We start from the raw sequence: 24,217 nt of genomic DNA on the forward strand, positions 1-24,217 counted from the left end.
CGGGCCAGCCGTTGGACCAAATGTGCGAGCCAGGCGAACGTCCGGCATAAACTTTCGTATCGTCAGGTGCTCCCCTTGAGGTGCCCAATCTTTACCAAGGTTCGATTGAGCCGCTGATCACGATCCTCTTAGCTGCATGTGCGGCTGGCTACAGCGACAACTCATTCGTCTTCGCCGGCTTCGTCAACTGATAGCTGATCAGGAGGTCGCGAATTCTATTTTTCGTCGGAGTGGCAGCCTTTGCCGAAATGTGGATAGAGATACTGATGGAACCATTCGAGCTTGCGTGGTGCGAGTTCGAATACCAACAGGCTCTCAGATTCCTTGAAAAGATGGAGAACAGGGCGGACGACGTCTAGTCCCAGAGCGCGGAGATTCAGCCGTTCTGATCCGTCATGCGGAAGGGCCTGTGGGCCAAACACTCTATGACAGCGCACGGCCACGCACGCCAGCAATGTCCTTCAGCGCGCCAGCGAACCGGCCACGCACGAACCCGTGCCGCTCGATGAGATGGCGGGCAACGGTAGTCTTGCCGGACCCAATCCCAATACCCTGCAGGCAATGCTCGCGCCCTTCCCGGTCGGTAGGAACGTCTCGAAAAAACCGCCTTGCCGCTGGGTGACGAAGACGGTCTTGCCGTCACTGCCGCCGAACGCGAGGTTGGTCGGCTCCTTGCCACCGGGCGTCACCTCTCTCTCGCAGCGCCGCTCGGCTGCATGATGGCGATCGCCCCTCTCAGGATGTGGGCAACGTAGATCCTGCCGGCGACATCGGAGCGTAGGCCGTCGACCGTATCTGGCTCAAACGTCCTGATCAATTTCGCATCGCTCAATCCGCCCGCGCCAACTGCATAGGACCAGATCTGGCCGGAATTGATCACTGACATAGAGCCGCTTTCCATCGGGACTGAGGTCGATGCCGTTGGTGGTGCCCATGGCGCGCGGTGCGGCCATCACTTCGCCTTGCACTGTTCCGTCGGCGGCTTGCACGACACGCCAGATCCGGCCGCCAAACGACATCATGAACCCGACGGTGGGGGCAGTCCTTCATGACGCAAAGGGGGCAGTTCCGGATGGCGTTTGACACCGTCGACCTGACGTTCCCGAAAACCCTGAATCCTTCGTTGAGTACCTGGATAAGGAAACTATCACCACACCGTGGATAAACGCACCCTGCCCACCGCCAATGAATACATCGAGCGATTGCGACATTTGGCATTGCCCGACAGAAATCTCATGAGGGCCATCATCGAAAAGGCGCTGGCGCTCGGAGGTTCAAGGCTGAGCGAGTATGGAATTTCCGTTCACCCCGATGATCTTAAGACCCTCCCGATCAATAACAGCCGTCTTTCTGACTATCGCATCGGAAAACTTGGCAAGACTCTGGAGCGAAATGGATTGGGCCATTTGGATGTTGAGGAGGAGCCGAGACTGTTCATCTCGGCACCCGATGAGGATTTGGTGGAGCGATTGACGCACTGAATCACCGTCTTTCGTGGTGGGTGCCCGTCCACCAGCTCGTTACCTACAATATCTTGGCCGTTATCGCTCCCCCATCTGGCCACCTCACCCGCGCGTACCCCAGCATTGCCATCAGAGGAGCCCTCCGCAGTTCAAGCGGGCTTAGCTGGCCAATCTTATGTAGGAAAATCCCCGTTTTTCAATGATTTAGCTACATAGCATTATGTTGAAAAATGCCCGCATTTCGGGTATATTCGTACATGATGCTTGATCGGCGCCGAACCCTTTCCTCCTACCTGACGGACCTGCTAGCCAGCGGGCGGATATCTTTTACCCGCGACGAGGCCATTGCCGAGTTGGGTACGACTTCTCGCGGATTTCTCGCCGCAGCAAAACGGCTGCAAGACAAAAAGGCACTCATCAATCCGCGGCAGGGCTTTTACGTGGTCGTCCCGCCGCAATACCTGGCTCGTGGCGCGCCTCCGCCTCAGTGGTACATCGACGATCTAATGAAGCACGAGGGCCACCCTTACTACGTCGGATTGCTGAAGGCCGCCGAGATACACGGAGCTTCCCACCAAGCTGTCATGCAATTTCAGACCGTAACAGACAAGCGGATACCCAAAATCCGCGCTGGCCGTTCGATCCTCACGTTTTTCTACCGCAAGGACATAAACACTCTTACGGAAGCGATCACCGATCAAAAGACGGATACAGGCCGGTTCAAGCTGTCCTCGCCCGAACTCACCGGTCTCGACTTGTTGCGTTACATGCATGTGGCCGGAACAATCGACAGTATCGCTACCGTGCTTTCCGATCTCGGTGCCAAGATGAAGGCAAGGGAGCTACAAAAACTCGCGCCCGCCTTTGAGCGCTCCGTCATCCAGCGGCTCGGCTACCTGCTCGATTTCGTCAAACATGGCCAGGCCGCCGAAGGGCTTCACGCCCACCTACAAAACGAAAAAATGCTGCCCTGGGTCAACCTCGATCCATCCAAGCGTACTGGCAAATCCCGCAATCCGACCGAGCGCGACGCCCGCTGGAACGTTCTGGTTCACCGTCGTCCGGAGCTCGATCAATGATCCCGGCCATGAACATCGTTGCGTGGAGCCAGACGGCTCCATGGCCGGAAGACCGTCAGATCGAGCAGGATCTCATTATATCCCGCGCGCTCGTCGAAATCTTCAAGGATGACTATCTGAAGACAGAACTGCGGTTTCGTGGCGGCACCGCACTTAATAAACTACACTTTCCAAGCGCATATCGGTACTCGGAAGACATCGATCTTACACGCACAACCGAGGGCCCGGTCGGTCCAATCATCGACCATCTCCGAGCTGCGCTGGAGCCGTGGATGGGCCGCGGCCACTACGATCTCGGAGACATAGGACCGAAGCTTACTTTCACGATCAAAGCCGAGGATGAAAACGCCTCGCAGCCCATTCGAGTCAAAGTTGAAATCGCCACACGCGAACGAACCGCCTACGACGGAGAGAAGACCTTCCCATTCGAAGTTAAGAACCCCTGGTTCAACGGGAAAGCGGACATTACGTCGTTCAGCCGAGAAGAAATCCTAGCGACGAAACTCCGTGCACTTCTCCAACGCGATAAAGGCCGAGATCTCGTTGATCTTGCGAAGGCCGTTGCGCTGTTTGACGGGCTCGACGCTGCACGTGTCGTCGAGCTGTTTGGCAAATATCTGAGTGCGTCCGGCCAAACCATTTCTCGAGCCGAGGCCGAGGAGCGCATGTGGGCTAAGCTGGAAGATCCCTCATTCTTGGCCGACGTGCGCCCGCTGATGGCTCCCGATGACGCGGAAGAATTTGACTCCGACGCGGAGCGGACCGCGTTCGTGACCGTCTTCACTGAATTCGTAAAGCGCCTACCGAGCCAAGCTTGGTTGGATACGCCTGCCATGGCGAAAAAGAACGAAATGCCTGAATTGGCTAAAGCCTAGCGCCATGACTCGCCCGAACGCTCCCATCGCATTGCGACGCCAACCACCTACGAACTGCATTCGTTGGGTTGGAAGGCATTTCAGCAATTACGCGTGTCTGTAGCCTCAGAGATCTGGGGGCAGACCGTTCAGGGCTTTTTCGACTCGCATGACGGAGGCCGCGACGGCGCGTTCTACGGCACCTGGACTTCCAACAAGGGGGAGACGTTCACAGGCAACTTCACGGTTCAACGCAAGTTTTCGCAGAAGCCGCACCGGCACCTGAGACTGACTTTCCTGAAGGATGAACTCGCCAAAGCTGCTCGTCTCGCGTCACGGGGGCTTGCGGACAACTACTTTCTCTTCACGACTATGCGACTCACTGCCACGACCGATGAAACCGTTCGTGCCGCGTTTGAAGCCATTCCAGGGCTGAACACTGCCGCATCTACGGCGCAGACCAAATTTCCCAATTCATCCAGGAGTCCGCACGCTTCCGGATGCTGATCCCTCATATTTATGGTCTTGGAGATCTCAGTCAAATCCTCGGCCACCGCGCCTATGACCAGGCGCAGGAAATTCTCAGCGCGCTCGGTGATGACGACATGAACAAGTTTGTCATGACCGATGCATTCCGTGCCGCAGCTCGTGCCATTGTCGAACGTAGCTTCGTTCCTTTTCTCGGCGAACCGGCATGTGGAAAATCATGCGATCGCAGCGGCGCTCGCTCTCGGCGCTCTGGAATGGAACTGCTTTACAGTGAAGTTACGCGACCCGTCCGAATTTGTGGCTGCGTCGAACCCACATGAAAGGCAGTTTTTCTGGGTGGATGACGCCTTTGGAGCCAGCCAGCTTGATTGGCAAATGACGTCAGAATGGAATGCCAACTTTTCCCCATATTCGGGCAGCAATTCGACGCGGAGCCAAATTTGTCTTCACATCCCGGGATTACATTTACAAAAACGCCAGAAATTTTCTGAAGGAATCCGCTCTACCGGTAATCCAGGATTCACAGGTCGTCATTCGCGTGGAGCAGCTGTCAAAAGACGAGCGGGAGCAAATCCTCTACAATTATATTCGCCTCGGTGCTCAGTCCGTACCTTCAAGCGTCAGCTAAAACCGCATCTCGACACGGTCGCTGCTCACCAGCGTTTCAGCCCGCGATCGCACGGCGTCTTGGAAATCCGCCTTCACGAACAGCTTTTGATTTCTTCAAGCGCACTGAATGATTTCGTCGGGCGCCCCGTACAATTACTGCATTGTCGCCTGTGCGCCGTAGCCACGCGATTTCAAAAAATTCTCTGTCGCCGCACGGACCGAGGCGTCGTTGTCAACAACGGAAATCACAGGCGCGGACAAGACGAGCCGTCCTGAAGGGGGAATAGGGGCTGCAAGCATTAGCCGCCTTCGGCGAAAGATGCGCTGGACTGATGAAATTGTAAAATCATACTTGTGTTTATTCAGGACGATTGGCGCGAATTCCCAACGTCTCAGTCATTCTGATCAAGTCGGCCAGCGACCGTGCACGCATCTTCTTCATTACGTGTCCCCGGTAGATCTTGACCGTGATCTCGGCGAGCCCAAGCTCGGCGGCTACCTGCTTGTTCATCAGGCCGGCAGCGACCAGTTTCGTCACCGCCTGCTCGCGCAGGCTTAAGCTCTCAAATCGACACTGCAGGTTCGCGACGATGTGCTGAGCCTCCCGTCTTTTGCGATCGCGTTCGGTCGCCGCAACCACGGCATCAAGCAGTTCCTGATCGCGAAACGGTTTGCTGAGAAAATCGACCGCTCCTTCCTTCATGGCCCTGACGGTCATGGGGATGTCGCCATGGCCGGTAATGAAAATGATCGGAATACGTATGTTCAACCTCGCTAGCTCGGTCTGGTAGTCAAGGCCGCTCAAGCCTGGCAGCCGGACATCAAGAACTAGACAGCTAATAACGTCCGGGATTGTGCTCTGCAGCATTTCGTGCGCCGATCCGAATGCAATGACGCCTAACCCTACCGATTGAAAAAGATTCGTAAGCGAGCGACGCATGGAGATGTCATCCTCGACGACGAAGACAACCGCCCTTGTCGAGGACTCGGCGTTGCTGACTTCACTTGGCGAGTCAAATCGTCCTGTCACGAGACGGCCTCCTTATGCAGCGGTAGGGCAACCTGGAAGGTCGCGCCCGGTCCACTTTTGTGAACCATTGACAGCCGTCCTCCGTGAGCTTCCACAATCGACCGGCAGATCGAAAGACCCATTCCAAGGCCACTCGACTTGGTGGTGAAGAAAGGATCCAACACGCGGTCCACGTCGTTCTCGGCGATGCCGACGCCGCAATCGGTCACGGCAAGTTGGATGTGCCCGACATCGTCCTTTGATGATTGAATCAGCAGTTCGCACGTCCGGTCGGTAACTGCCTCCATGGCTTCGATTCCGTTCATCACCAGATTGATGATCACCTGTTGTAGCTGAATCCGATCGCCAAGGATCGGAGGCAGCCCTGCCGTCAACTCGGTTCTTAACGTCACTCGGTGGCTCACCAGCTCTCGTGTTACCAGCGCAATGACCTCCTTAACGACCTCATTGATGTCGAGCGGCACCATCTCAATATTGCCTTTCTTCGCGAGCGCGCGAATACGACGGATCACCTCGCTTGCCCGGGTTGCGTCTTCGATGATCCACTCCACCGAAGAGCGCGCAGCGGCAAGATTAGGAGCTTCCCGCCCCATCCAACCGAGGCACGCATCGGCGTTGCTGATAATAGCGGCGAGTGGCTGGCTTATTTCATGGGCGATGGAAGTTGTCAGCTCTCCTAAGGTCGTTATACGCGTTACATGCGCAAGCTCCGCTTGTGCCTTTCGTAGTTCTTGTTCGGCTTGATCGGCGCGAATGGTCGCGGTGATGTCAGTGCTGACGCCACGGTAGCCGAGAAAGTTCCCCTTTCCATCGAAAAAGGGCTTGCCACTCGTGCGGACGTAGATCGGAGAACCTGTCCGATTCACGGTGCGGTAGACGAGATCCCGAAACGGAAGATGGGCCTCCAACGTCGCCCGATGCTGCCGCCACTTCTCGGGCTCCTCCTCGAGGTCGCACGCAATGTCCCAGCGAAGCAGGCCGATCAATCCTGTCGCCAAAATTCCCGCAGCGTTGGTGTGCTCGGATAAGCGAGTGACCTGATGATCCGGCCCAGTCTCCCAGAGCCAGTCGGAAGCTGTTTCGGTGTAGTCGCGAAAGCGCTGTTCGCTTTCGCGCAGCGCGGCAAGTGTGTTTTCCAGGCGCTCCCTAGCTGCGTGTTGCTCGGTGACATCCATATGTGTTCCGATCAGCTCGCTGACGTTACCATCGCTGCCGACCACCACCTGCGCAACGGAGTGTATGCGTCGTATCCCGCCATCTGGTAGAAGGATACGAAAATCATATTCGAACCGCCCCTCCTTGTGTTCAATCGCCTGGCGCTGCACCTCCTCCAGCCGCGGCAAGTCGTCCGGATGGATGCGCGATCGAATGGCCTCGATTGATACCGGCTCTTGTGGGCGAAAGCCGAACAGACGATCGATCTCGGCGGAGCGATACACGAAATCTAGACCGTAGACGTCCCAGGACCAGCTGCCCGTGTGACTGAGATGCTGGGCTTCGGCCAGATAGGCCTCGCTGCGGCGCAGCTGTCGTTCTGCTCGCCTGACCGCCGTAATATCCGTAGCTGCCCCAACAAACTCGATCTCACCAGAGGCCGTTCTCGTCGCTCGTGCCTGCGCATGGATGTGCTTTACCGAGCCGTCTGGTAGCAGAAGCCGGTATTCGTGCTCGAAATCGCTCGGGTCTCGCATCGCGCGCTCGATAATTTCTTGAACCGAAGCCCTATCATCTGGATGAGTGCGCTCAACGACGAGCTGCGGCCCCGGCGGCGTCTGGGGATCTAATTGGAAAATCCGAAATGTCTCCTTTGACCAGAAGGCCTCGCCCGTGGTGGGGTTCCAGCTGAAGCTGCCTGTGTGGCTCAACTCCTGCGCCTGGGCCAAATGTGCTTCGCTCCGCTGCAGGGCAAGTTCGGTCCGCCTTCGCTCCGTAATATCTTCGCAGGCGATAAGGACAATGGGCTGCTCATCCGCCCAGAGCATGGCTTTGGCGCTTTCACGTACCCACAAGACCGAGCCGTCCTTCCTGACCTTCTGGACGTTCCAAGTGCGCGTTTGTCCGAGATCCTCCAGGCACGTCCGAACGCATTCCCGAACGAACGCGCGATCCTCCTCGAGAAATACCTCCAGCACGGATTGACCGATCAGTTCAGCACGAGCATAGCCGAGTTGTGTCGCGCCGAATGTATTGACGTTGAGAACAGTGCCGGCTTCATCGACCATGAAGTACATGGCCGGATTGTGCTCGAAAATGGCGCGCCACTGCTTTTCGCGATCCTGCAAATCGGCCGCACTCCGCTGAAGCTTGGCCGCAATCACACGCGCAGCCTCTCTTTCCTGGCGGAGCTTACCGATCAGGTGTGCTCCCACAATCGAGGCAATAAAGAATGCAACAATCACAGGCAGATCTTGGGGGGTCATCGATTCGTAGGCTGAATGCCGGCGGCGCAAAGCAGTAAGCGAGAGCGGCGATGGTTACGATGCAAAGCGCAGACGACGCGATGAAGCTGCCCATCAGCGAAAACAGCAAGATCACTAACAAATACGCGAACGCCGTCGTGGCGAAATGCGCGTGAAGGTACAAGCAGGCCAGTGTTACCACGGTCAGCGTTATGCTGCCGAAGATAAACTGAAGGCCCGAACGTTCTGCTGCTGATTTGGCTGCGCATTCTGATGCCATCCGGCCTGTTCTCCGGCGGGAGATAGGGCGCGTACTCATAAAGCCACGACAATACCGGGCGTCACGTCAGTTGTCCGCGCAGTTCCGGTTCAAGCGGGTTTGTGGCGCAACCATCCCTTCATTTTGAGACCGTCCCGGATGTTGAGAGCAAGAAGTGTAATGTTTGTTCCGCCGGCGACGAGCTCGATCGCCTGCACAGCATAGAACGTGGCATCGAATTCTGCCCCCTGAGCCTTGGACGCAAGGAAGAGCGCAGACGGAATAAGAATCAGGATGCCGTTTCCTGCAATGAATGGCATGCGCTTGAATTTGGCGCCGATCAGTCCGGCCCGGCGCGCCTTTGCCAAGATGACACCTGTACCACCGGTCGCAGCGAGCGCCGGAATCAGCAACAGGAAACCCCACGGTATGGTGCTCTTAACCGCTGCAACTGTGGCATGGGACGCGAACAGCTCGCTGAGTACCGTCGATAGCCAAAATGTGCCGATCGTTGCGATAGCCAAGGCGCCAGCGACAGGATGGATCAACTTGATCATGAGTATCTTCACTTCCTAAAAACAGCAGGGCTAGGCAACGCAGATGCCGGGCACGGCAACTTTCTGGAACAGATGAGGGGAAGCTATCGCCGAGGCCGGATAGCTGGCGATTTTTGCTAGAAAGTCAGGATGGGTGAAGGCCGCGCGGAAGTGAGCGGTGGATTCCCAGACGGCGTAGTTCAGATAGGTCGAGCTGTCGCCGAGAGCCCTGTGCAGCTGAGTGGAAATGAAGCCCGGCTGTCGCTTCATGAACGCTGCGTCGTCCTGCCAGGCCTTGAGAAAAGCCGCCTCATCGGCTTTGTCGAGAGTGAATGGGTTCACCAGGACGACAGAATTTGCGTCAATAGCGATCTGGCGGTCGATCGGGAAGGAAGGGTCGAGTGGGCGTAGCAGCGACATGAGTGCCTCCATGGCTATTTAATCTATGATGCCTAATTGGTATTATGACCACATAACAAATTGACGTCATGATGTCAATATAAAACGATGGTGACAAATGAAAAGAGCCAAGCGAACCCCCGAGGGTGACGCCCTGACCGACCTTGTTCTCGATCTGTTCAGGCTCGACAGCCTACTTCTGACGGCCGGCGACCGTCTGGTCGCCCCGCTTGGCCTTACAAGCGCACGCTGGCAGGTGCTTGGCGCCATTGTGTCCGCCGAACGTCCCCAACCGGTCGCTTGGCTCGCACGCGACCTCGGCGGCAATCGTCAAAACGTGCAGCGGATTATCAATGATCTGCACAGGGAGGGCCTCGTATCTTTTGAGGTCAACCCACATCACCGACGGGCGCAGCTCGTCGTACTCACTGAGAATGGACAGCGCGCCTTCGAAGCCGCAATGGAATTGCAGGCTCCCTGGATCAACGATCTTTCAGAAGGGCTGTCGGTCAAGGATATACGGATTGTCCATCGCGTGATCACGGCCTTGCGGGATAAACTTGAGGGCAGCCGTGAGGACAAGTCGGCCTGACATGCACGAGGACAGCGGCTGCAGTGCTGTCATGACGTTGAGCCGGAACAATCAGGCGCGCCTCGCCGAACCAGAAAGAACAAAGACAAGCTGCCGCCGGATCGGTCAGCGGAAGAAAGCGCAATGGTACTGTGCCCAGATACGAAAGCGAAGTTACGCGACTGCTTTGTATGCCGTAGGGCCATCACGCCCTTGATGCGGAGGACTTGTCTCTGAGTGGTTGGCCGGAATCGAGCGCGTGCAGCGACGCCGAACGTCGTACGCACAGCTACGTGCGGCATGGTACGACCACGTTGTTTGCTGCACGCGATGTCTCCTTGGGGTTTATAATTGGCAAATGCTACAAGCTCCACCGAGCGTCGAGTTCTTGAAGTTTCTCAAAGAGATCGGTGTTCAAATCCCTGAAGGGCTCGATGTCCATATCGTCATGGACAACTACGCCACCCACAAGACACCTAAGATTAAAGCGTGGCTCGCTCGCCGGCCGCACTATCATGTCCACTTCACGCCGACTTCTGCGTCCTGGATCAACCAGGTTGAGTTTGCCGAACTTACCAGAAAGCAGATCCAGCGAGGCGTTCATACCTCCGTCAGGCAGCTCGAGGCCGGCATCCGCATCTTCATCGAACTCCACAACAAAAACCCGAAGCCATTTCAAATGGACCAAGTCCGCCGACCAGATTTTGGCATCCGTCAAACGCTTCTGTCACAAAGCCCAACAGACTTTATGTGGCGAACTTTAGATTCACGTGACTAGCTGGGGTATCGATTGCTTTAGTGGGGCGACTGCTGATCTTGGAGAGGCTCTTCGACCTCATACGTCCGCGAATAAGCCACCCCGATTACATTTTTAGAAATAAGTAACTCGAGCGAAAACGTGCGATTTGCCTTGGACACGTGTCCTGATCGCGCAAAGATATCAATTTCCACGTCCTGGAACTCCAGAAACTGGCGATCCATTGGAAAGCACGCCTTATACACCGCCTCTTTCAAAACAAAGAGATCGCGCCGCTCGAGCGTGTGTAGATCGTACATTCGCCGTTCATTAGGAGTGGCAATCAATTCGATCAGATTTTCCGGCAGAGGTTCATTAGGCTCAATGTCGACGCCGAGAGCTGCAATCCTTTTCGTTCCTGCAATAGCGGCGGCTGCGACTGTATCGTGGTGGGCCAAAGATCCGACCACGCCGGCTGGCCAGAGCGGAACACCAGAGCGTGTCTTCGGAATCGCCATTGGTGGGAATCCCAATTGCCCAAGAAGTGTTCGGGCAGCTACTCTTGCGGCACCGCTTTCGCGACGGACTTTGGCAACGGCGCGTCCCATCGACATAACTTCGGAAGCGTACAGAGTGGATCCGTCGCAGCGTTCTATCGGACGGATACCGACCATGATGTTCCGTTGATCAATTGTGACAATCTCCATTACTTGGTCCCGCTAGCTTTTCGAACATTTGAGGGTCGACCAGAGCGGCGGCGGTCGCCCACATACGGACCGCTTCTGATCTGCGCCTGAATTTGATCGGGGGGCAGTTAGAGTCTCGGTGGTTTTGCAGCGAGATCGAAGTCTGGACCACCGAGCCGCTTGCCGACCTGTGGGGTATTTTGGGGCTTGAGACTGACCTTCGAACCCAAGCTTTTCGAGAGAAAGTCCTTGTCTATTTAACAGTCCCGCTTAGCGCCCTTGAAATGGCCCGAGCCAGAACTTGCCGGTTTTCTGGATTGCTCACCATTGTCGTGTGATTGCCTGGCATCGGCACCGCATGAATGGCCGCGGCATCCAAAACCAAGTCCCAACCCTTCTTTGGCGAGTTTGCCTTGTGATGCGGTTGTTCGTCGGGTGGTACCCCAGAGCTGATGAGAGGCTCGCTGGCATAAAACTGATGTATCTCGATCGGGAGCGGCGGAACTCGGTACGATTGTAGCGCCCGCTGAAATGCCACGGCCCTTTGATACATTGAAACATCGCTGTGGAGATCGTGATCTGGAGGTAACGCTCCTATTTGCTGCGCCTTTTCGAGCAACTCAGAAATGGAACATTGCTCCGTGCATCCTTCGAAAGCCTCGCCGTATTCATCGTGCGAGATTCTACAACGCTCCAAAACAAATTCTCGAGCCAAATTGATGTGTGATGCGTTTGAATAATCTGCAGGTGAACCAACATCGATGAACGCCATGAATGATACAACTTCGTCGATGCTCAGCAATTGCTCGGCAATTGCATAGGCCAGGATTGCACCTGATGAGTATCCAGCAAAACGGTATGGGCCTCGTGGCTGGATCTCTTTAATCGCACGGATCACCTCTGCGGCCATCGCCTCAAGAGTGGGTGAGCAAACGTCATTGAAGGGCGGCCATGGCAGGGCGTAGACGGGGCAATCTACATCCATTTCCGCCACCAAACCGAAGACATAGGAATAATCCCCAAAACCTGAGGGGACAAAGAAGAGCGGTGGCTGCGATCCGGTTGATCGAACGGAAACTACCTCTCGGCTACTGGGCTGTGGCTCCACATGAACCTTTGATGCAAATTCCTTCAGAACAGGGGTTTGGAAGAGATCGGCAGCGCTAAAGCTCAGCCCAAGTTCTAATGCTCGACCGAGCATCTGCACGGCCAAGAGCGAGTGGCCGCCCAGTTCGAAGAAGTGGTCGTTGCGCCCGATGCGCTCGAGACCGAGAAGCTCGGCCCAGATCTGCGCCAGCGCGGTCTCGACCGCACCCTGCGGCGCCTCATAGGCCGCCAGCGCATAGGCTGCATCGGCCGGCGCCGGCAGCGCGTTCCGATCGAGCTTGCCGTTCGGCGTCAGCGGCAGCGCCGCGATCGGCACGAACGCAGCCGGCACCATGTAGTCCGGCAGCCGGCTACTTAAGTGCGCGCGCAAGGCGCCCGCAAGCCCGCCTGCATCACCCTCGTCCGCAGCCCGCGGCGCGCAGACCACATAGGCGATCAGATGCTTGTCGCCGGCGCGGCTCTGGCGTGCCACCACCACCGCCTCGCGCACAAGGGCGTGCTCGCAAAGCTTTGCGACGATCTCGCCCGGCTCGATGCGGTAGCCGCGGATCTTCACCTGGTCGTCGTTGCGGCCCAAAAACTCAATATTGCCGTCCGGCAGGTAACGCCCGAGGTCTCCGGTCCGGTACAGCCGATCGCCCTCGACAAAGGGACTGGCGATGAACCGCTCGGCCGTCAGTTCAGGGCGGTTCAAATACCCGCGCGCCACTCCCGCCCCGCCAATGTAAAGCTCGCCGACCGCACCAAACGGCACGGGCGCGCCATGACCGTCCAGCAGGTACACCCGCGTGTTGGCGATTGGACGCCCGATCGGAACCACTGTCCCATCAAAATCAGCCGGGCAATTCCAGACCGTCGCGCAAACTGTTGTCTCGGTCGGGCCATACGCGTTGACAATTGATGCCGGGGCAAGACTTCGGATGAGTTCAGCCTTCGGCAGCTCGCCAGCAAGAATGAGAACTTGCGAAGCCAAACATCCCAGATTCTTACTTGCCGGTAGCAACGCGGGGGGTAACGTCGCATGGGTGATAGCTTCGCTTCGGAGATAATCCGATAGCTTGTTACTCGCTTGACGCATCTCGTCCGCTGGCAAGTGCAACGCGGCTCCAGAGCCAAACGCCATAACAAGCTCCCAAGCGCTTGCATCAAAACCAATGGAGGCGAACTGCACGACTCGACTCTTGGAAGAAGCGCGAAAAAGGCCGACCTGAGCCGACAGCAGATTGACCAGCTCCCGATGCTGGACCATGACGCCCTTTGGGGTTCCCGTGGATCCTGAGGTGTAGATCACATAGGCGAGATGGCTGGACGTGAGACCAAGCGCGCGTGGGTCAGGGTCCGAATCCGGCCGTTCGGCCCAGGCCGGCGTGGCCGTTGCCAGATCGACCACCGTCACGGCATTCAGCACGTCGGGGCCGAGTGCTGCGCGTCCGGCGGCATCGCAAAGCAGCAGCCGCGGCGCAGCATCGTCGACAACCTGCCGCAGCCGCTCGCCGGGATAGGCCGGGTCCAGCGGCAGATAGGCACCGCCCGCCTTGAGGATCGCCAAAAGCCCGACCACCATCGCCAGACTACGTTCCAGGCAGATCGCCACTGGCTGGTCCGGCTTGACCCCGAGGGCGATCAGATGATGCGCCAGCCGGTTGGCGCGTGCGTTGAGCTCACCATAGCTCAGCCGCTCATCTTCGCAGACCAGCGCCACCGCCTCCGGTGCCTTTTGCACCTGCGCCTCGAACAGCTCATGGATGCACCGTTCCGACGGATAAGGCGCCGCGGTTCGGTTCAATTCCTCCAGCAGATAGCTGCGCTCCTCGGCCGGCAGGATGTCGAGCTCGCGCACCGGCATGTTGGGGGCATGCTCCAGCGCCTCGGCCAGTTGCTCGAGCGCCCGCTGCATGTAGCCGCAGACCCGATCAGCAGAAACAGGCTCCGCCACCTGCGCCGTCAGGCCGAGCGCTTCGCCATAATCCTCGACCGACAAGTTTACGGGATAGTTGGTGCGCTCCTCGCCGCCGAGCCATTCCACGCCCGACAGGACATCATCCGTTCCGAGGCCGGGCGTGGCCGCCGGCCTGTTGTGACGGTAGTTCAACAGCGCGCTGAACAGCGGCGCTGGCGCCGCAACGCCGCTGCAGCGTTGCGCCAGCGCCAGCGAAGCATGCTCATGCGCAAGCAGCTCGGAAAGCTGCGCGTGGGTACTGCGCACGCTCGCCGCAACCCCGGTCTCGTCCAGGGCAAGCCGCACAGGCAGCGTGTTGATGAACAGGCCCATTGTACGGTCGGCGCCCGCGCCCGCATGCATTCGGCCGAACAGCACCGTGCCGAACACCACCTGCTCTCGGCCGCTGCTGCGCGCCACCACCTGCCCCCAGGCCAGATGGCACAGGCTGGCCAAGCTCACCCCGAGCCGTTGCGCCTGTTCGCGCAGCCGCTCGTTGAGCGCCGGCGGCAGCATCCGATGCGCCTCACTGAGCCCGCTGCCGTCGCCGTAGACCTCGCTTAGCCCAAACGGCATGGTCGGCTCGTCGATGTCGGCCAGCATCTTTCGGAAGAATTCTTCGTGCGCTTCCGCACTCACGCCGAGCCGCGATTGCATGACCAGATTGCGGAACGGCTGCGGCTCTGACAACTCATGCGCACGCCCCTCGAGCACGGCGCGCACCTCGGTATGCATCACCTCCAGCGTCGTGTGATCGCCGATCAAATGGTGCTGCAACTGCAGCAGCAGCCAGCGCCTGCTGGCGGGCTCGCGCGCGATCACAAACCGCAACAAGGGCGCCTGGCCAATTTCGATGCGCTGCCGGCGCGGATCAAACCGGCGCCGGAGCTCATCGGCACCGGCGCTTTCGCAGCCATCCAGCTCGACCTCGCTCACGTGTAGCGGCGCGCGCCGCCAGACGACCTGGACCGGGCTCGACAGCCCCTCCCAAACAAACGCCGTACGCAGGATGTCGTGCCGATCCACCACCTGCTGAACCGCACCAAGATAACGCTCCAACAGGGCACGCTCGGCAAACGCCACCTGCGACACCATCAGGTAGGGATCGCCCCGACTGGCTAGCAGATGATGGAACAGGATGCCGTCTTGCAGCGGCGACAGGCCATAGATGTCTTGGATGTTGCTGACGCCGCCGGGCACTGTGGCGACGATCCGATCGATCTCGCCCTGTGTCAGCTCAATCAGCGGCAGCATCGGCGGCGTAATGGCGGTGCTTTGCTCGGTGATCAGGTTGACGGGGGCTGCCACCTCGTGATGGCTGCCAAGGCTGGCGGCAAGATCGGCCAGCACCGGCCTGGCGAACAAGGTGCGTACCTCCACCCCGAGCGACAGCCGCCGCAGCCGCTCCAAGACCTGCACAGCCAAGAGCGAGTGGCCGCCCAGTTCGAAGAAGTGGTCGTGGCGACTGATGCGCTCGACACCGAGCAGCTCGGCCCAGATCCGCGCCAGCGCGGTCTCGACCGCGCCCTGCGGCGCCTCATAGGCCGCCAGCGCATAGGCTTCATCGGCCGGCGCCGGCAGCGCATTCCGATCGAGCTTGCCGTTCGGCGTCAGCGGCAGCGCTGCGATCGGCACGAATGCAGCCGGCACCATGTAGTCCGGCAGCCGGCTACTTAAGTGCGCGCGCAAGGCGCCCGCAAGCCCGCCTGCATCGCCCCCGTCCGAGCCGGCCTCGGGGGTACCGGTCTCGGGCGCGCAGACCACATAGGCGATCAGATGCTTGTCGCCGGCGCGGCTCTGGCGTGCCACCACCACCGCCTCGCGCACAAGGGCGTGCTCGCACAGCTTTGCTACGATCTCGCCCGGCTCGATGCGGTAGCCGCGGATCTTCACCTGGTCGTCGTTGCGGCCCAAAAACTCAAGATTGCCGTCCGGCAAATAACGCCCGAGGTCTCCGGTCCGGTACAGCCGATCGCTCTCGCCAAAGGGACTGGCGATGAACCGCTCGGCCGTCAGCTCAGGGCGGTTCAAATACCCGCGCGCCACCCCCGCCCCGCCGATGTAAAGCTCGCCCACCGCGCCAAACGGCACGGGCGCGCCATGACCGTCCAGCAGGTACACCCGCGTGTTGGCGATTGGGCGGCCGATCGGGATCACCGATCCATCAAAATCAGCCGGACAAGTCCAGGCGGTCACGTCGATAGCAGCTTCCGTGGGACCGTACAGATTGTGCAGACCAGTCCAGGGCAATACGCGACGAACCTTCTGCACAAGAGAGGCAGACAGCGCCTCACCACTACAGATGAGACGCTTCAGCGATGTGCAGCGATCAACCCCCTTCGCGTCCATGAAGCTGATCAGCATCGATGGTACAAAGTGAGCTGTGGTGATGTGTTGGCTGACTATCAAGTTGACAAGCGCATCAGGGTCTTTGTGCGCACCAGGAAGCGCCAGCACCAGGCTCGCCCCTTCAAGCAACGTCCAGAAGAATTCCCAGGCCGAGACATCGAAGCAAAATGAGGTCTTCTGCAAGACAACGTCAGTCGCATTGAGTGCGTAGGCTTTTTGCATCCAGATCAGGCGATTGATAATAGCCCGATGCTCATTCTGCGCTCCTTTGGGCGTTCCGGTTGAGCCTGAGGTGTAGATCACATAGGCGAGATGGCTGGACGTGAGACCAAGCGCGCGTGGGTCAGGGTCCGAATCCGGCCGTTCGGCCCAGGCCGGCGTGGCCGTTGCCAGATCGACCACCGTCACGGCATTCAGCACGTCGGGGCCGAGTGCTGCGCGTCCGGCGGCATCGCAAAGCAGCAGCCGCGGCGCAGCATCGTCGACAACCTGCCGCAGCCGCTCGCCGGGATAGGCCGGGTCCAGCGGCAGATAGGCACCGCCCGCCTTGAGGATCGCCAAAAGCCCGACCACCATCGCCAGACTACGTTCCAGGCAGATCGCCACCGGCTGGTCCGGCTTGACCCCGAGGGCGATCAGATGATGCGCCAGCCGGTTGGCCCGTGCGTTGAGCTCACCATAGCTCAGCCTCTCATGTTCGCAGACCAGCGCCACCGCCTCCGGCGCCTTTTGCACCTGCGCCTCGAACAGCTCATGGATGCACCGCTCCGACGGATACGGCGCCGCCGTCCGGTTCAACTCCTCCAAGAGATAGCTGCGCTCCTCGGCCGGCAGGATGTCGATGCGGCCGACCTCTTGCTGCGCATCGGCAGCCATCGCTTGCAGCAGCGCCAGCAGATAACCACGCTGCCGCTCGATGGTCGCGCGATCGAACAGCGCCGTAACATAACCCAGTGTTCCGGCGATCTCCCCGCCATGCTCGCCAAGGCTCAGCTCCAGGTCGAATTTGATCTGATCGATCTCGGAGACAGCCTCTACACTCAGCCCCGGCAGCTCCAATGACCCAACCGCATTGTTCTCCCAAGCCAGCATCACCTGCAACAACGGCGTGTGATCAAGAGCCCGGGGCGGCTGCACGATCTCCACCACCTGCTCGAACGGTAGGTCCTGATGCTCTTGCGCAGCCAGCACCGTGCGCCGCGTCCGCTCCAGAAGCTCCGACACGCTTGGCTCGCCCGACAGGTCCAACCGAAGCGCCAGGGTGTTGACGAAGAACCCGATCAGCTCTTCGATCTCCCGATGCCCCCGATTGGCGCTCGGCACGCCGATCACAAGATCGTCCTGTCCCGACAGACGCGACAGCACCGCCGCCCAGGCCGCCAGCACCGTCATGAACAAGGTCGTGCCATGCTGCAGGCTCAGCCGCTTCAGCTCCCGCGTCAGATCCGCATCGATGACGATCGGGACCGTGGCCGCGGCAAACGACTGCTGGGCCGGCCGCACACGGTCGGTCGGCAAGACAAGACGGGTCGTGCCCGCCAGGGCGCTGCGCCAATACTGCGCCTGCTTCTGCAGCCGTTCCCCCGACAGCCATTGGCGTTGCCAGGCGGCGTAATCCGGATACTGGATCGCCAGCGCCGGCAAAGGATCGTCCTGACCAGCCCCGAATGCCCGGTAAAGCTGGCTGAGTTCACGCAGCAGCACGCCCATCGACCAGCCGTCCGAGACGATGTGATGCTGGGTCAGCAGGAAGACGTGCTCATCATTCGACATCCGCACCAGATGCCCGCGGATCAGTGGACCGCGCGCAAGATCAAATGGCGTACGCGCCTCTTCTTGGCACAGATCCAAAAGTGCCGCTTCCGCATCAGTTCTGTGCCGAAGATCGTGCTCAAGTACCGGCAATCCCGCATCCGGCGGCAGGACCTCAACGCGGGGCTTGCCTTGCGTCGCGACAAAGACACTGCGCAGCGCCTCATGACGCGCAAACAGACGGTCAAGGCTGCGCTGCCAGGCGCTGCGGTCGAGCACCCCGCGCAGTCGCAGGGCCAGCGGAATGTGATAGTTCGTGCTGCCTACGTTCAGCTGCGCCAAAAACCATAGCCGCTGCTGCGCAAACGACAGCACCAGCGGCTCACGCCGCGACACAACTGCAATCGCCGGCAGCTGTTGCGGACCGGAGCGGCTCAACAGCTCGAGGATGCTTGCCGCCAGGTCAATCAGCACTGGCCTGGCGAACAGCGTCGACAGCGGCAGTTCGATCCCGACAGCCTGTGACAGCCGGCTCGACATCTGCACGGCCAAGAGCGAGTGGCCGCCCAGTTCGAAGAAGTGGTCGTGGCGCCCGATGCGCTCGACACCGAGCAGCTCGGCCCAGATCCGCGCCAGCGCCGTCTCGACCGCGCCCTGCGGCGCCTCATAGGCCGCCAGCGCATAGGCTGCATCGGCTGGCGCCGGCAGCGCGTTGCGATCGAGCTTGCCGTTCGGCGTCAGCGGCAGCGCGGCGATCGGCACGAACGCAGCCGGCACCATGTAGTCCGGCAGCCGGCTACTCAAGTGCGCGCGCAAGGCACCTGCAAGCCCGCCTGCATCGCCCTCGTCCGAACAGGCCTCCGGCGCGCAGACCACATAGGCGATCAGATGCTTGTCGCCGGCGCGGCTCTGGCGCGTCACCACCACCGCCTCGCGCACAAGGGCGTGCTCGCACAGCTTTGCTACGATCTCGCCCGGTTCGATGCGGTAGCCGCGGATCTTCACCTGGTCGTCGTTGCGGCCCAGGAACTCCAGATTGCCGTCCGGCAGATAACGCCCGAGGTCGCCGGTCCGGTACAGCCGATCGCCCTCGACAAAGGGACTGGCGATGAACCGCTCGGCCGTCAGTTCAGGGCGGTTCAAATACCCGCGCGCCACCCCCGCCCCGCCAATGTAAAGCTCGCCCACCGCGCCGAACGGCACGGGCCCGCGATGACCGTCCAGCAGGTACACCCGCGTGTTGGCGATTGGACGGCCGATCGGGACCACCGACCCATCAAAATCAGCCGGACAAGTCCAGGCCGTCGCAAACGTCGTCGTCTCAGTGGGCCCGTAGCAGTGAATGAGACGTACGGGGCCTTTTTCTTTCAGCAATCTCAGAAATGAGGCGAGATCACCGCGCTCACCCCCACAGAGGACGTACTTCAGCTGCGCCAACGTCGGAGCAATCGATGAAGTATATTGGTTGAACAATGCTGTTGTCAGAAACAGTGATGTCACGCGGTGCTGTTCTAGCGCCCGGGCAAAACTGGAAGTATCTCTGACGGTGGCGGCATCCATTGCAACAATGCAACCACCGTTAAGCAGCGGTGCCCATACTTCGAATGTGCTTGCGTCGAAGGCGGGATTGCCAGCCCATGCCACCCGATCTCCTGCATCGACCTTCGCATAGCCACTGTTGATCACGAGCCGGTTGACGGCACGATGAGGAACAACAACGCCTTTCGGAAGGCCAGTTGAGCCGGAGGTGTACATGACGTAAGCGGCAGTCTCAGCGCTCAACACCAGACCAGGATCGCTACTACATCCCGTTCCAACTATGAGCGGCTCAATAGCGAGAACAGGTATCGTCGCCTCAACCAGGTCATCCCCGCAAAGCACCAGGCGTGCAGCACAATCGGCCATCAACAATTCTTGTCGCGCAGATGGAAGGGCGCGATCGATCGGTACATACACTCCGCCCGCCTTCAGAATCGCCAGCTGCGCCACCACAAGAGCGGCGGAGCGGTCCAGCACGGTGGCAATGCGATCCCCAGGCTTGACCCCGAGGGCGATCAGATGATGCGCCAGCCGGTTGGCCCTCGCGTTGAGTTCGCCATAGCTCAGCCGCTCATCTTCGCAGACCAGCGCCATTGCATCCGGCGCCCTTTGCACCTGCGCCTCGAACAGCTCATGGATGCACCGTTCCGACGGATAAGGCGCCGCCGTCCGGTTCAACTCCTCCAAGAGATAGCTGCGCTCCTCGGCCGGCAGGATGTCGATGCGGCGGACCTCTTGCTGCGCATCGGCAGCCATTGCCCGCAGCAGCGCCAGCAGATAACCACGCTGCCGCTCGATGGTCGCCTGATCGAACAGTGCCGTGGCATAACCCAGCGTTCCGGCGATCTCCCCGCCATGCTCTCCAAGGCTCAGCTCCAGATCGAACTCGACCTGGTCAATCTCCTCCCCGGCAACTTCGATACTCAGTCCCGGCAGGTCCAGTGACCCAACCGCATTGTTCTCCCAAGCCAGCATCACCTGCAACAACGGCGTGTGATCAAGAGCCCGGGGCGGCTGCACGATCTCCACCACCTGCTCGAACGGTAGGTCCTGATGCTCTTGCGCAGCCAGCACCGTGCGCCGCGTCCGCTCCAGAAGCTCCGACACGCTTGGCTCGCCTGACAGGTCCAACCGAAGCGCCAGGGTGTTGACGAAGAACCCGATCAGCTCTTCGATCTCCCGATGCCCCCGATTGGCGCTCGGCACGCCGATCACAAGATCGTCCTGTCCCGACAGACGCGACAGCACCGCCGCCCAGGCCGCCAGCACCGTCATGAACAAGGTCGTGCCATGCTGCAGGCTCAGCCGCTTCAGCTCCCGCGTCAGATCCGCATCGATGACGATCGGGACCGTGGCCGCGGCAAACGACTGCTGGGCCGGCCGCACACGGTCGGTCGGCAAGACAAGACGGGTCGTGCCCGCCAGGGCGCTGCGCCAATACTGCGCCTGCTTCTGCAGCCGTTCCCCCGACAGCCATTGGCGTTGCCAGGCGGCGTAATCCGGATACTGGATCGCCAGCGCCGGCAAAGGATCGTCCTGACCAACCCCGAATGCCCGGTAAAGCTGGCTGAGTTCACGCAGCAGCACGCCCATCGACCAGCCGTCCGAGACGATGTGATGCTGGGTCAGCAGGAAGACGTGCTCCTCGTCCGAGATCCGCACCAGATGCCCGCGGATCAGTGGACCGCGCGCAAGATCGAATGGCGTGCGCGCCTCTTCTTGGCACAGATCCAAAAGTGCCGCTTCCGCATCAGTTCTGTGCCGAAGATCGTGCTCAAGTACCGGCAATCCCGCATCCGGCGGCAGGACCTCAACGCGGGGCTTGCCTTGCGTCGCGACAAAGACGCTGCGCAGCGCCTCATGACGCGCAAACAGACGGTCAAGGCTGCGCTGCCAGGCGCGGCGGTCGAGCACCCCGCGCAGTCGCAGGGCCAGCGGAATGTGATAGTTGGTGCTGCCTACGTTCAGCTGTGCCAAAAACCATAGCCGCTGCTGCGCAAACGACAGCACCAGCGGCTCACGCCGCGACACAACTGCAATCGCCGGCAGCTGTTGCGGACCGGAGCGGCTCAACAGCTCGATGATGCTTGCCGCCAGGTCAATCAGCACTGGCCTGGCGAACAGCGTCGACAGCGGCAGTTCGATCCCGACAGCCTGTGACAGCCGGCTCGACACCTGCACGGCCAGGAGCGAGTGGCCGCCCAGTTCGAAGAAGTGGTCGTGGCGGCCGATGCGCTCGACACCGAGAAGCTCGGCCCAGATCCGCGCCAGCGCGGTCTCGACCGCGCCCTGCGGCGCCTCATAGGCCGCCAGCGCATAGGCTGCATCGGCCGGCGCCGGCAGCGCATTCCGGTCGAGCTTGCCGTTCGGCGTCAGCGGCAGCGCCGCGATCAGCACGAACGCCGCCGGCACCATGTAGTCCGGCAGCCGGCTACTTAAGTGCGCGCGCAAGGCGCCCGCAAGCCCGCCTCCATCGCCCCCGTCCGCAGCCCGCGGCGCGCAGACCACATAGGCGATCAGATGCTTGTCGCCGGCGCGGCTCTGGCGCGTCACCACCACCGCCTCGCGCACCCAGGCGTGCTCGCAAAGCTTTGCTACGATCTCGCCCGGCTCGATGCGGTAGCCGCGGATCTTCACCTGGTCGTCGTTGCGGCCCAAAAACTCAAGATTGCCGTCCGGCAGATAACGCCCGAGGTCGCCGGTCCGGTACAGCCGATCGCCCTCGACAAAGGGACTGGCGATGAACCGCTCGGCCGTCAGTTCAGGGCGGTTCAAATAGCCCCGCGCCACCCCCGCCCCGCCAATGTAAAGCTCGCCCACCGCACCGAACGGCACGGGCGCGCCATGACCGTCCAGCAGGTACACCCGCGTGTTGGCAATTGGACGCCCAATGTGAGGCATCTCGGGCCAACATGACGGATCAGCTGCAAGGTGGTGCTCGGAAATGACGCTGATTTCTGTGGACCCATATTGATTGATCAATCTCGCGTTCGGGTGCGCTTCGAAGAACGCCCTAAGCAGTGGAGTGGCCTGCAATCGTTCGCCGGCTGTATAAAGCTCTCTTAAAGAGGGCAGCTGCACGCGCTGCGTGCTCCAGACTTCTGCAAGATGATTTAATGCCACGAATGGGAGGAAAAGCCGCTCAATCTCTTCCCGCTCGACAAACTCCAGCAGGTCGGAAAAGCGCCTCCGGGTCTCTTCCCGCAGGAGCACAAGTACTCCGCCGTCCTTCCAACAAATGAACAATTCCTGGCAGGACACATCGAAGTTCAGGGTCGCGAACTGAAGTGTACGCAGTTTTGACGTGCCAATCCCGGCAAGCGAATTCACAAGCGAGCCGTGGGACATTTCGACGCCTTTGGGCGTTCCGGTCGAGCCTGAGGTGTAGATCACATAGGCGAGATGGCGCGATGTGAGACCAAGCGTGCGCGGGTCGGGGTCCGAAGGGGCCAATTCGCGCCAGGCCGGGGTGCCAGTATCCAGATCGACCACGCTGACATCGGCGAGCCCCTCGCGGCCCAGTGCGGTTCGGCCGGCGGCATCGCAAAGCAGCAGTCGCGGTTCTGCATCGCCGACAATCTGCCGCAGCCGCGCCGGTGGATAAGCTGGATCCAGCGGCAGATAGGCGCCGCCCGCCTTGAGGATCGCCAAGACACCAATCACCATCGCCACGCTGCGTTCCAGGCAGATCGCCACCGGCTGGTCCGGCTTGACCCCGAGCTCGATCAGATGATGCGCCAACCGGTTGGCCCGCGCATTGAGTTCGCGATAGCTCAATCTCTCCTTCTCATGAACCACCGCTACCGCCTCCGGCGCCTTCTGCACCTGCGCCTCGAACAGCTCATGGATGCACAGCCCCGACGGATAAGGCGCCGCCGTCCGGTTCAACTCCTCCAGTAGATATTTGCGCTCGTCGTTCGACAGAATGTCGATGCGGCCGACCGGCTGTCCCGCATCGGCCGTCACGTCATGTGACAAAGTTTGCAAAGGCTGCGTCATGCAGTCGATCTTCGCCTTGCTCAATATGTCGAGCCTGCCGGGTCGTTGAGCTTGTGGCGCTCGGTTCCGTTAAGGGGCGGGTTGAAGATGCTGACGAGGATCAGGTCCTTGTCCTTCCCTCCGCGCAGAAGATGCTTGTCATGCTTGTCAAGTACATACATGTCGCCCTTACGAATGGAGAAGACATTGCCGTCCATGTCCTCGACCTCTCCCTCTCCGGCGATGCAGTAGCAGGCTTCGAGATGGTTCCGGTATTGCAGAAGCGAAACGGTGTTAGCGCGGACCACAGTGTGGCAGACGCTGAAACCCATGCCGTCCTTCTCCGTCAAAAGGCGGTGGCTCGTACCATTGCCCCAATCGACGAAGTGGTCGGTCGCTTCAACATCGTGCAGGCTACGCACAATCATGGCGTTCGATTGCCG

At 60.0% G+C, this 24,217-nt stretch carries 12 protein-coding genes and 4 pseudogenes; 8 read left to right on the forward strand and 8 right to left on the reverse strand.

The window, feature by feature from the left end; all coding sequences use genetic code 11:
• Positions 1-552 precede the first annotated feature (552 nt).
• Positions 553-1,007 (reverse strand): annotated as a pseudogene (locus J2R76_RS17880) (SMP-30/gluconolactonase/LRE family protein); the annotation flags it as partial.
• Between the two features lie 150 nt (positions 1,008-1,157).
• Here J2R76_RS17880 and J2R76_RS17885 point away from each other — a divergent pair.
• The 6 genes and pseudogenes from J2R76_RS17885 (at position 1,158) to J2R76_RS40995 (ending at position 4,513) form a co-directional block, all read left to right on the forward strand.
• The gene (locus tag J2R76_RS17885; RefSeq protein ID WP_253624388.1) at positions 1,158-1,481 is read left to right on the forward strand and encodes a hypothetical protein; all 324 of its coding nucleotides are present in this window, start codon (positions 1,158-1,160) and stop codon (positions 1,479-1,481) included.
• A 239-nt stretch (positions 1,482-1,720) separates the two neighbouring features.
• Entirely contained in the window at positions 1,721-2,542 is an 822-nt protein-coding gene (locus tag J2R76_RS17890; RefSeq protein WP_253624389.1) for a type IV toxin-antitoxin system AbiEi family antitoxin, read from the forward strand.
• Positions 2,539-3,417: a nucleotidyl transferase AbiEii/AbiGii toxin family protein gene (locus J2R76_RS17895; RefSeq protein ID WP_253624390.1), complete on the forward strand. Its 879-nt coding sequence runs from the start codon at positions 2,539-2,541 to the stop codon at positions 3,415-3,417. Before J2R76_RS17890 ends, J2R76_RS17895 begins: the two co-directional genes overlap by 4 nt.
• A 63-nt stretch (positions 3,418-3,480) precedes the next feature.
• Positions 3,481-3,903, forward strand: coding sequence for a hypothetical protein (locus tag J2R76_RS17900; protein WP_253624391.1), 423 nt, complete (start codon positions 3,481-3,483; stop codon positions 3,901-3,903).
• Positions 3,904-4,023: 120 nt separating this feature from the next.
• A pseudogene (locus J2R76_RS40990) lies at positions 4,024-4,224 on the forward strand (hypothetical protein); the annotation flags it as partial.
• A gap of 52 nt (positions 4,225-4,276) precedes the next feature.
• Positions 4,277-4,513: a hypothetical protein gene (locus tag J2R76_RS40995; RefSeq protein ID WP_375166573.1), complete on the forward strand. Its 237-nt coding sequence runs from the start codon at positions 4,277-4,279 to the stop codon at positions 4,511-4,513.
• A gap of 339 nt (positions 4,514-4,852) precedes the next feature.
• Here J2R76_RS40995 and J2R76_RS17910 read toward each other — a convergent pair whose 3' ends face one another.
• The 4 genes and pseudogenes from J2R76_RS17910 to J2R76_RS17930 all read right to left on the reverse strand — a co-directional run bounded on the left by J2R76_RS17910 (position 4,853) and on the right by J2R76_RS17930 (position 9,138).
• Positions 4,853-5,524, reverse strand: a complete 672-nt coding sequence (locus tag J2R76_RS17910; RefSeq protein ID WP_253624393.1) for a response regulator transcription factor — start codon at positions 5,522-5,524, stop codon at positions 4,853-4,855.
• Positions 5,521-8,203, reverse strand: a pseudogene (locus J2R76_RS17915) (PAS domain S-box protein). The gene J2R76_RS17910 and the pseudogene J2R76_RS17915 overlap by 4 nt, the downstream one beginning before the upstream one ends.
• An 89-nt stretch (positions 8,204-8,292) precedes the next feature.
• Complete coding sequence (locus tag J2R76_RS17925) at positions 8,293-8,739, reverse strand: hypothetical protein (protein ID WP_253624396.1); 447 nt, start codon at positions 8,737-8,739, stop codon at positions 8,293-8,295.
• 30 nt (positions 8,740-8,769) lie between these two features.
• Positions 8,770-9,138 (reverse strand): antibiotic biosynthesis monooxygenase, encoded by a 369-nt coding sequence (locus tag J2R76_RS17930; protein WP_253624397.1) that lies wholly within the window; start codon positions 9,136-9,138, stop codon positions 8,770-8,772.
• A 97-nt stretch (positions 9,139-9,235) separates the two neighbouring features.
• Here J2R76_RS17930 and J2R76_RS17935 point away from each other — a divergent pair, with 97 nt between their 5' ends.
• Together J2R76_RS17935 and J2R76_RS17940 are read left to right on the forward strand one after the other, a co-directional pair.
• A complete protein-coding gene (locus J2R76_RS17935) occupies positions 9,236-9,709 on the forward strand; it encodes a MarR family winged helix-turn-helix transcriptional regulator (protein ID WP_253624398.1) in 474 nt (157 codons plus the stop codon).
• Between the two features lie 251 nt (positions 9,710-9,960).
• A pseudogene (locus tag J2R76_RS17940) lies at positions 9,961-10,452 on the forward strand (transposase); the annotation flags it as partial.
• 31 nt (positions 10,453-10,483) lie between these two features.
• Here J2R76_RS17940 and J2R76_RS17945 read toward each other — a convergent pair.
• From J2R76_RS17945 to J2R76_RS17955, 3 genes are all read right to left on the reverse strand, one after another.
• The gene (locus J2R76_RS17945) at positions 10,484-11,131 is read right to left on the reverse strand and encodes a 4'-phosphopantetheinyl transferase (RefSeq protein WP_253624399.1); all 648 of its coding nucleotides are present in this window, start codon (positions 11,129-11,131) and stop codon (positions 10,484-10,486) included.
• Between the two features lie 232 nt (positions 11,132-11,363).
• Entirely contained in the window at positions 11,364-23,819 is a 12,456-nt protein-coding gene (locus J2R76_RS17950; protein WP_253624400.1) for a non-ribosomal peptide synthetase, read from the reverse strand.
• Positions 23,816-24,202 carry an ectoine synthase gene (locus J2R76_RS17955; RefSeq protein WP_253624401.1) on the reverse strand — a complete coding sequence of 129 codons (387 nt, stop codon included), beginning with the start codon at positions 24,200-24,202 and terminating at the stop codon, positions 23,816-23,818. The genes J2R76_RS17950 and J2R76_RS17955 overlap by 4 nt, the downstream gene beginning before the upstream one ends.
• Positions 24,203-24,217 lie beyond the last annotated feature (15 nt).

Origin of the sequence: Bradyrhizobium sp. USDA 4532 (assembly GCF_024171315.1) — a bacterium.
Lineage (GTDB): Bacteria > Pseudomonadota > Alphaproteobacteria > Rhizobiales > Xanthobacteraceae > Bradyrhizobium > Bradyrhizobium australafricanum.

Bases quoted from the DNA above. Each gene is read 5' to 3' on its own strand.
- J2R76_RS17890 (WP_253624389.1), top strand. From the start codon at position 1,721: ATGATGCTTGATCGGCGCCGAACCCTTTCCTCCTACCTGACGGACCTG.
- J2R76_RS17895 (WP_253624390.1), top strand. From the start codon at position 2,539: ATGATCCCGGCCATGAACATCGTTGCGTGGAGCCAGACGGCTCCATGG.
- J2R76_RS40995 (WP_375166573.1), top strand. From the start codon at position 4,277: ATGCCAACTTTTCCCCATATTCGGGCAGCAATTCGACGCGGAGCCAAA.
- J2R76_RS17925 (WP_253624396.1), bottom strand. From the start codon at position 8,739: ATGATCAAGTTGATCCATCCTGTCGCTGGCGCCTTGGCTATCGCAACG.
- J2R76_RS17930 (WP_253624397.1), bottom strand. From the start codon at position 9,138: ATGTCGCTGCTACGCCCACTCGACCCTTCCTTCCCGATCGACCGCCAG.
- J2R76_RS17935 (WP_253624398.1), top strand. From the start codon at position 9,236: ATGAAAAGAGCCAAGCGAACCCCCGAGGGTGACGCCCTGACCGACCTT.
- J2R76_RS17945 (WP_253624399.1), bottom strand. From the start codon at position 11,131: ATGGAGATTGTCACAATTGATCAACGGAACATCATGGTCGGTATCCGT.
- J2R76_RS17955 (WP_253624401.1), bottom strand. From the start codon at position 24,202: ATGATTGTGCGTAGCCTGCACGATGTTGAAGCGACCGACCACTTCGTC.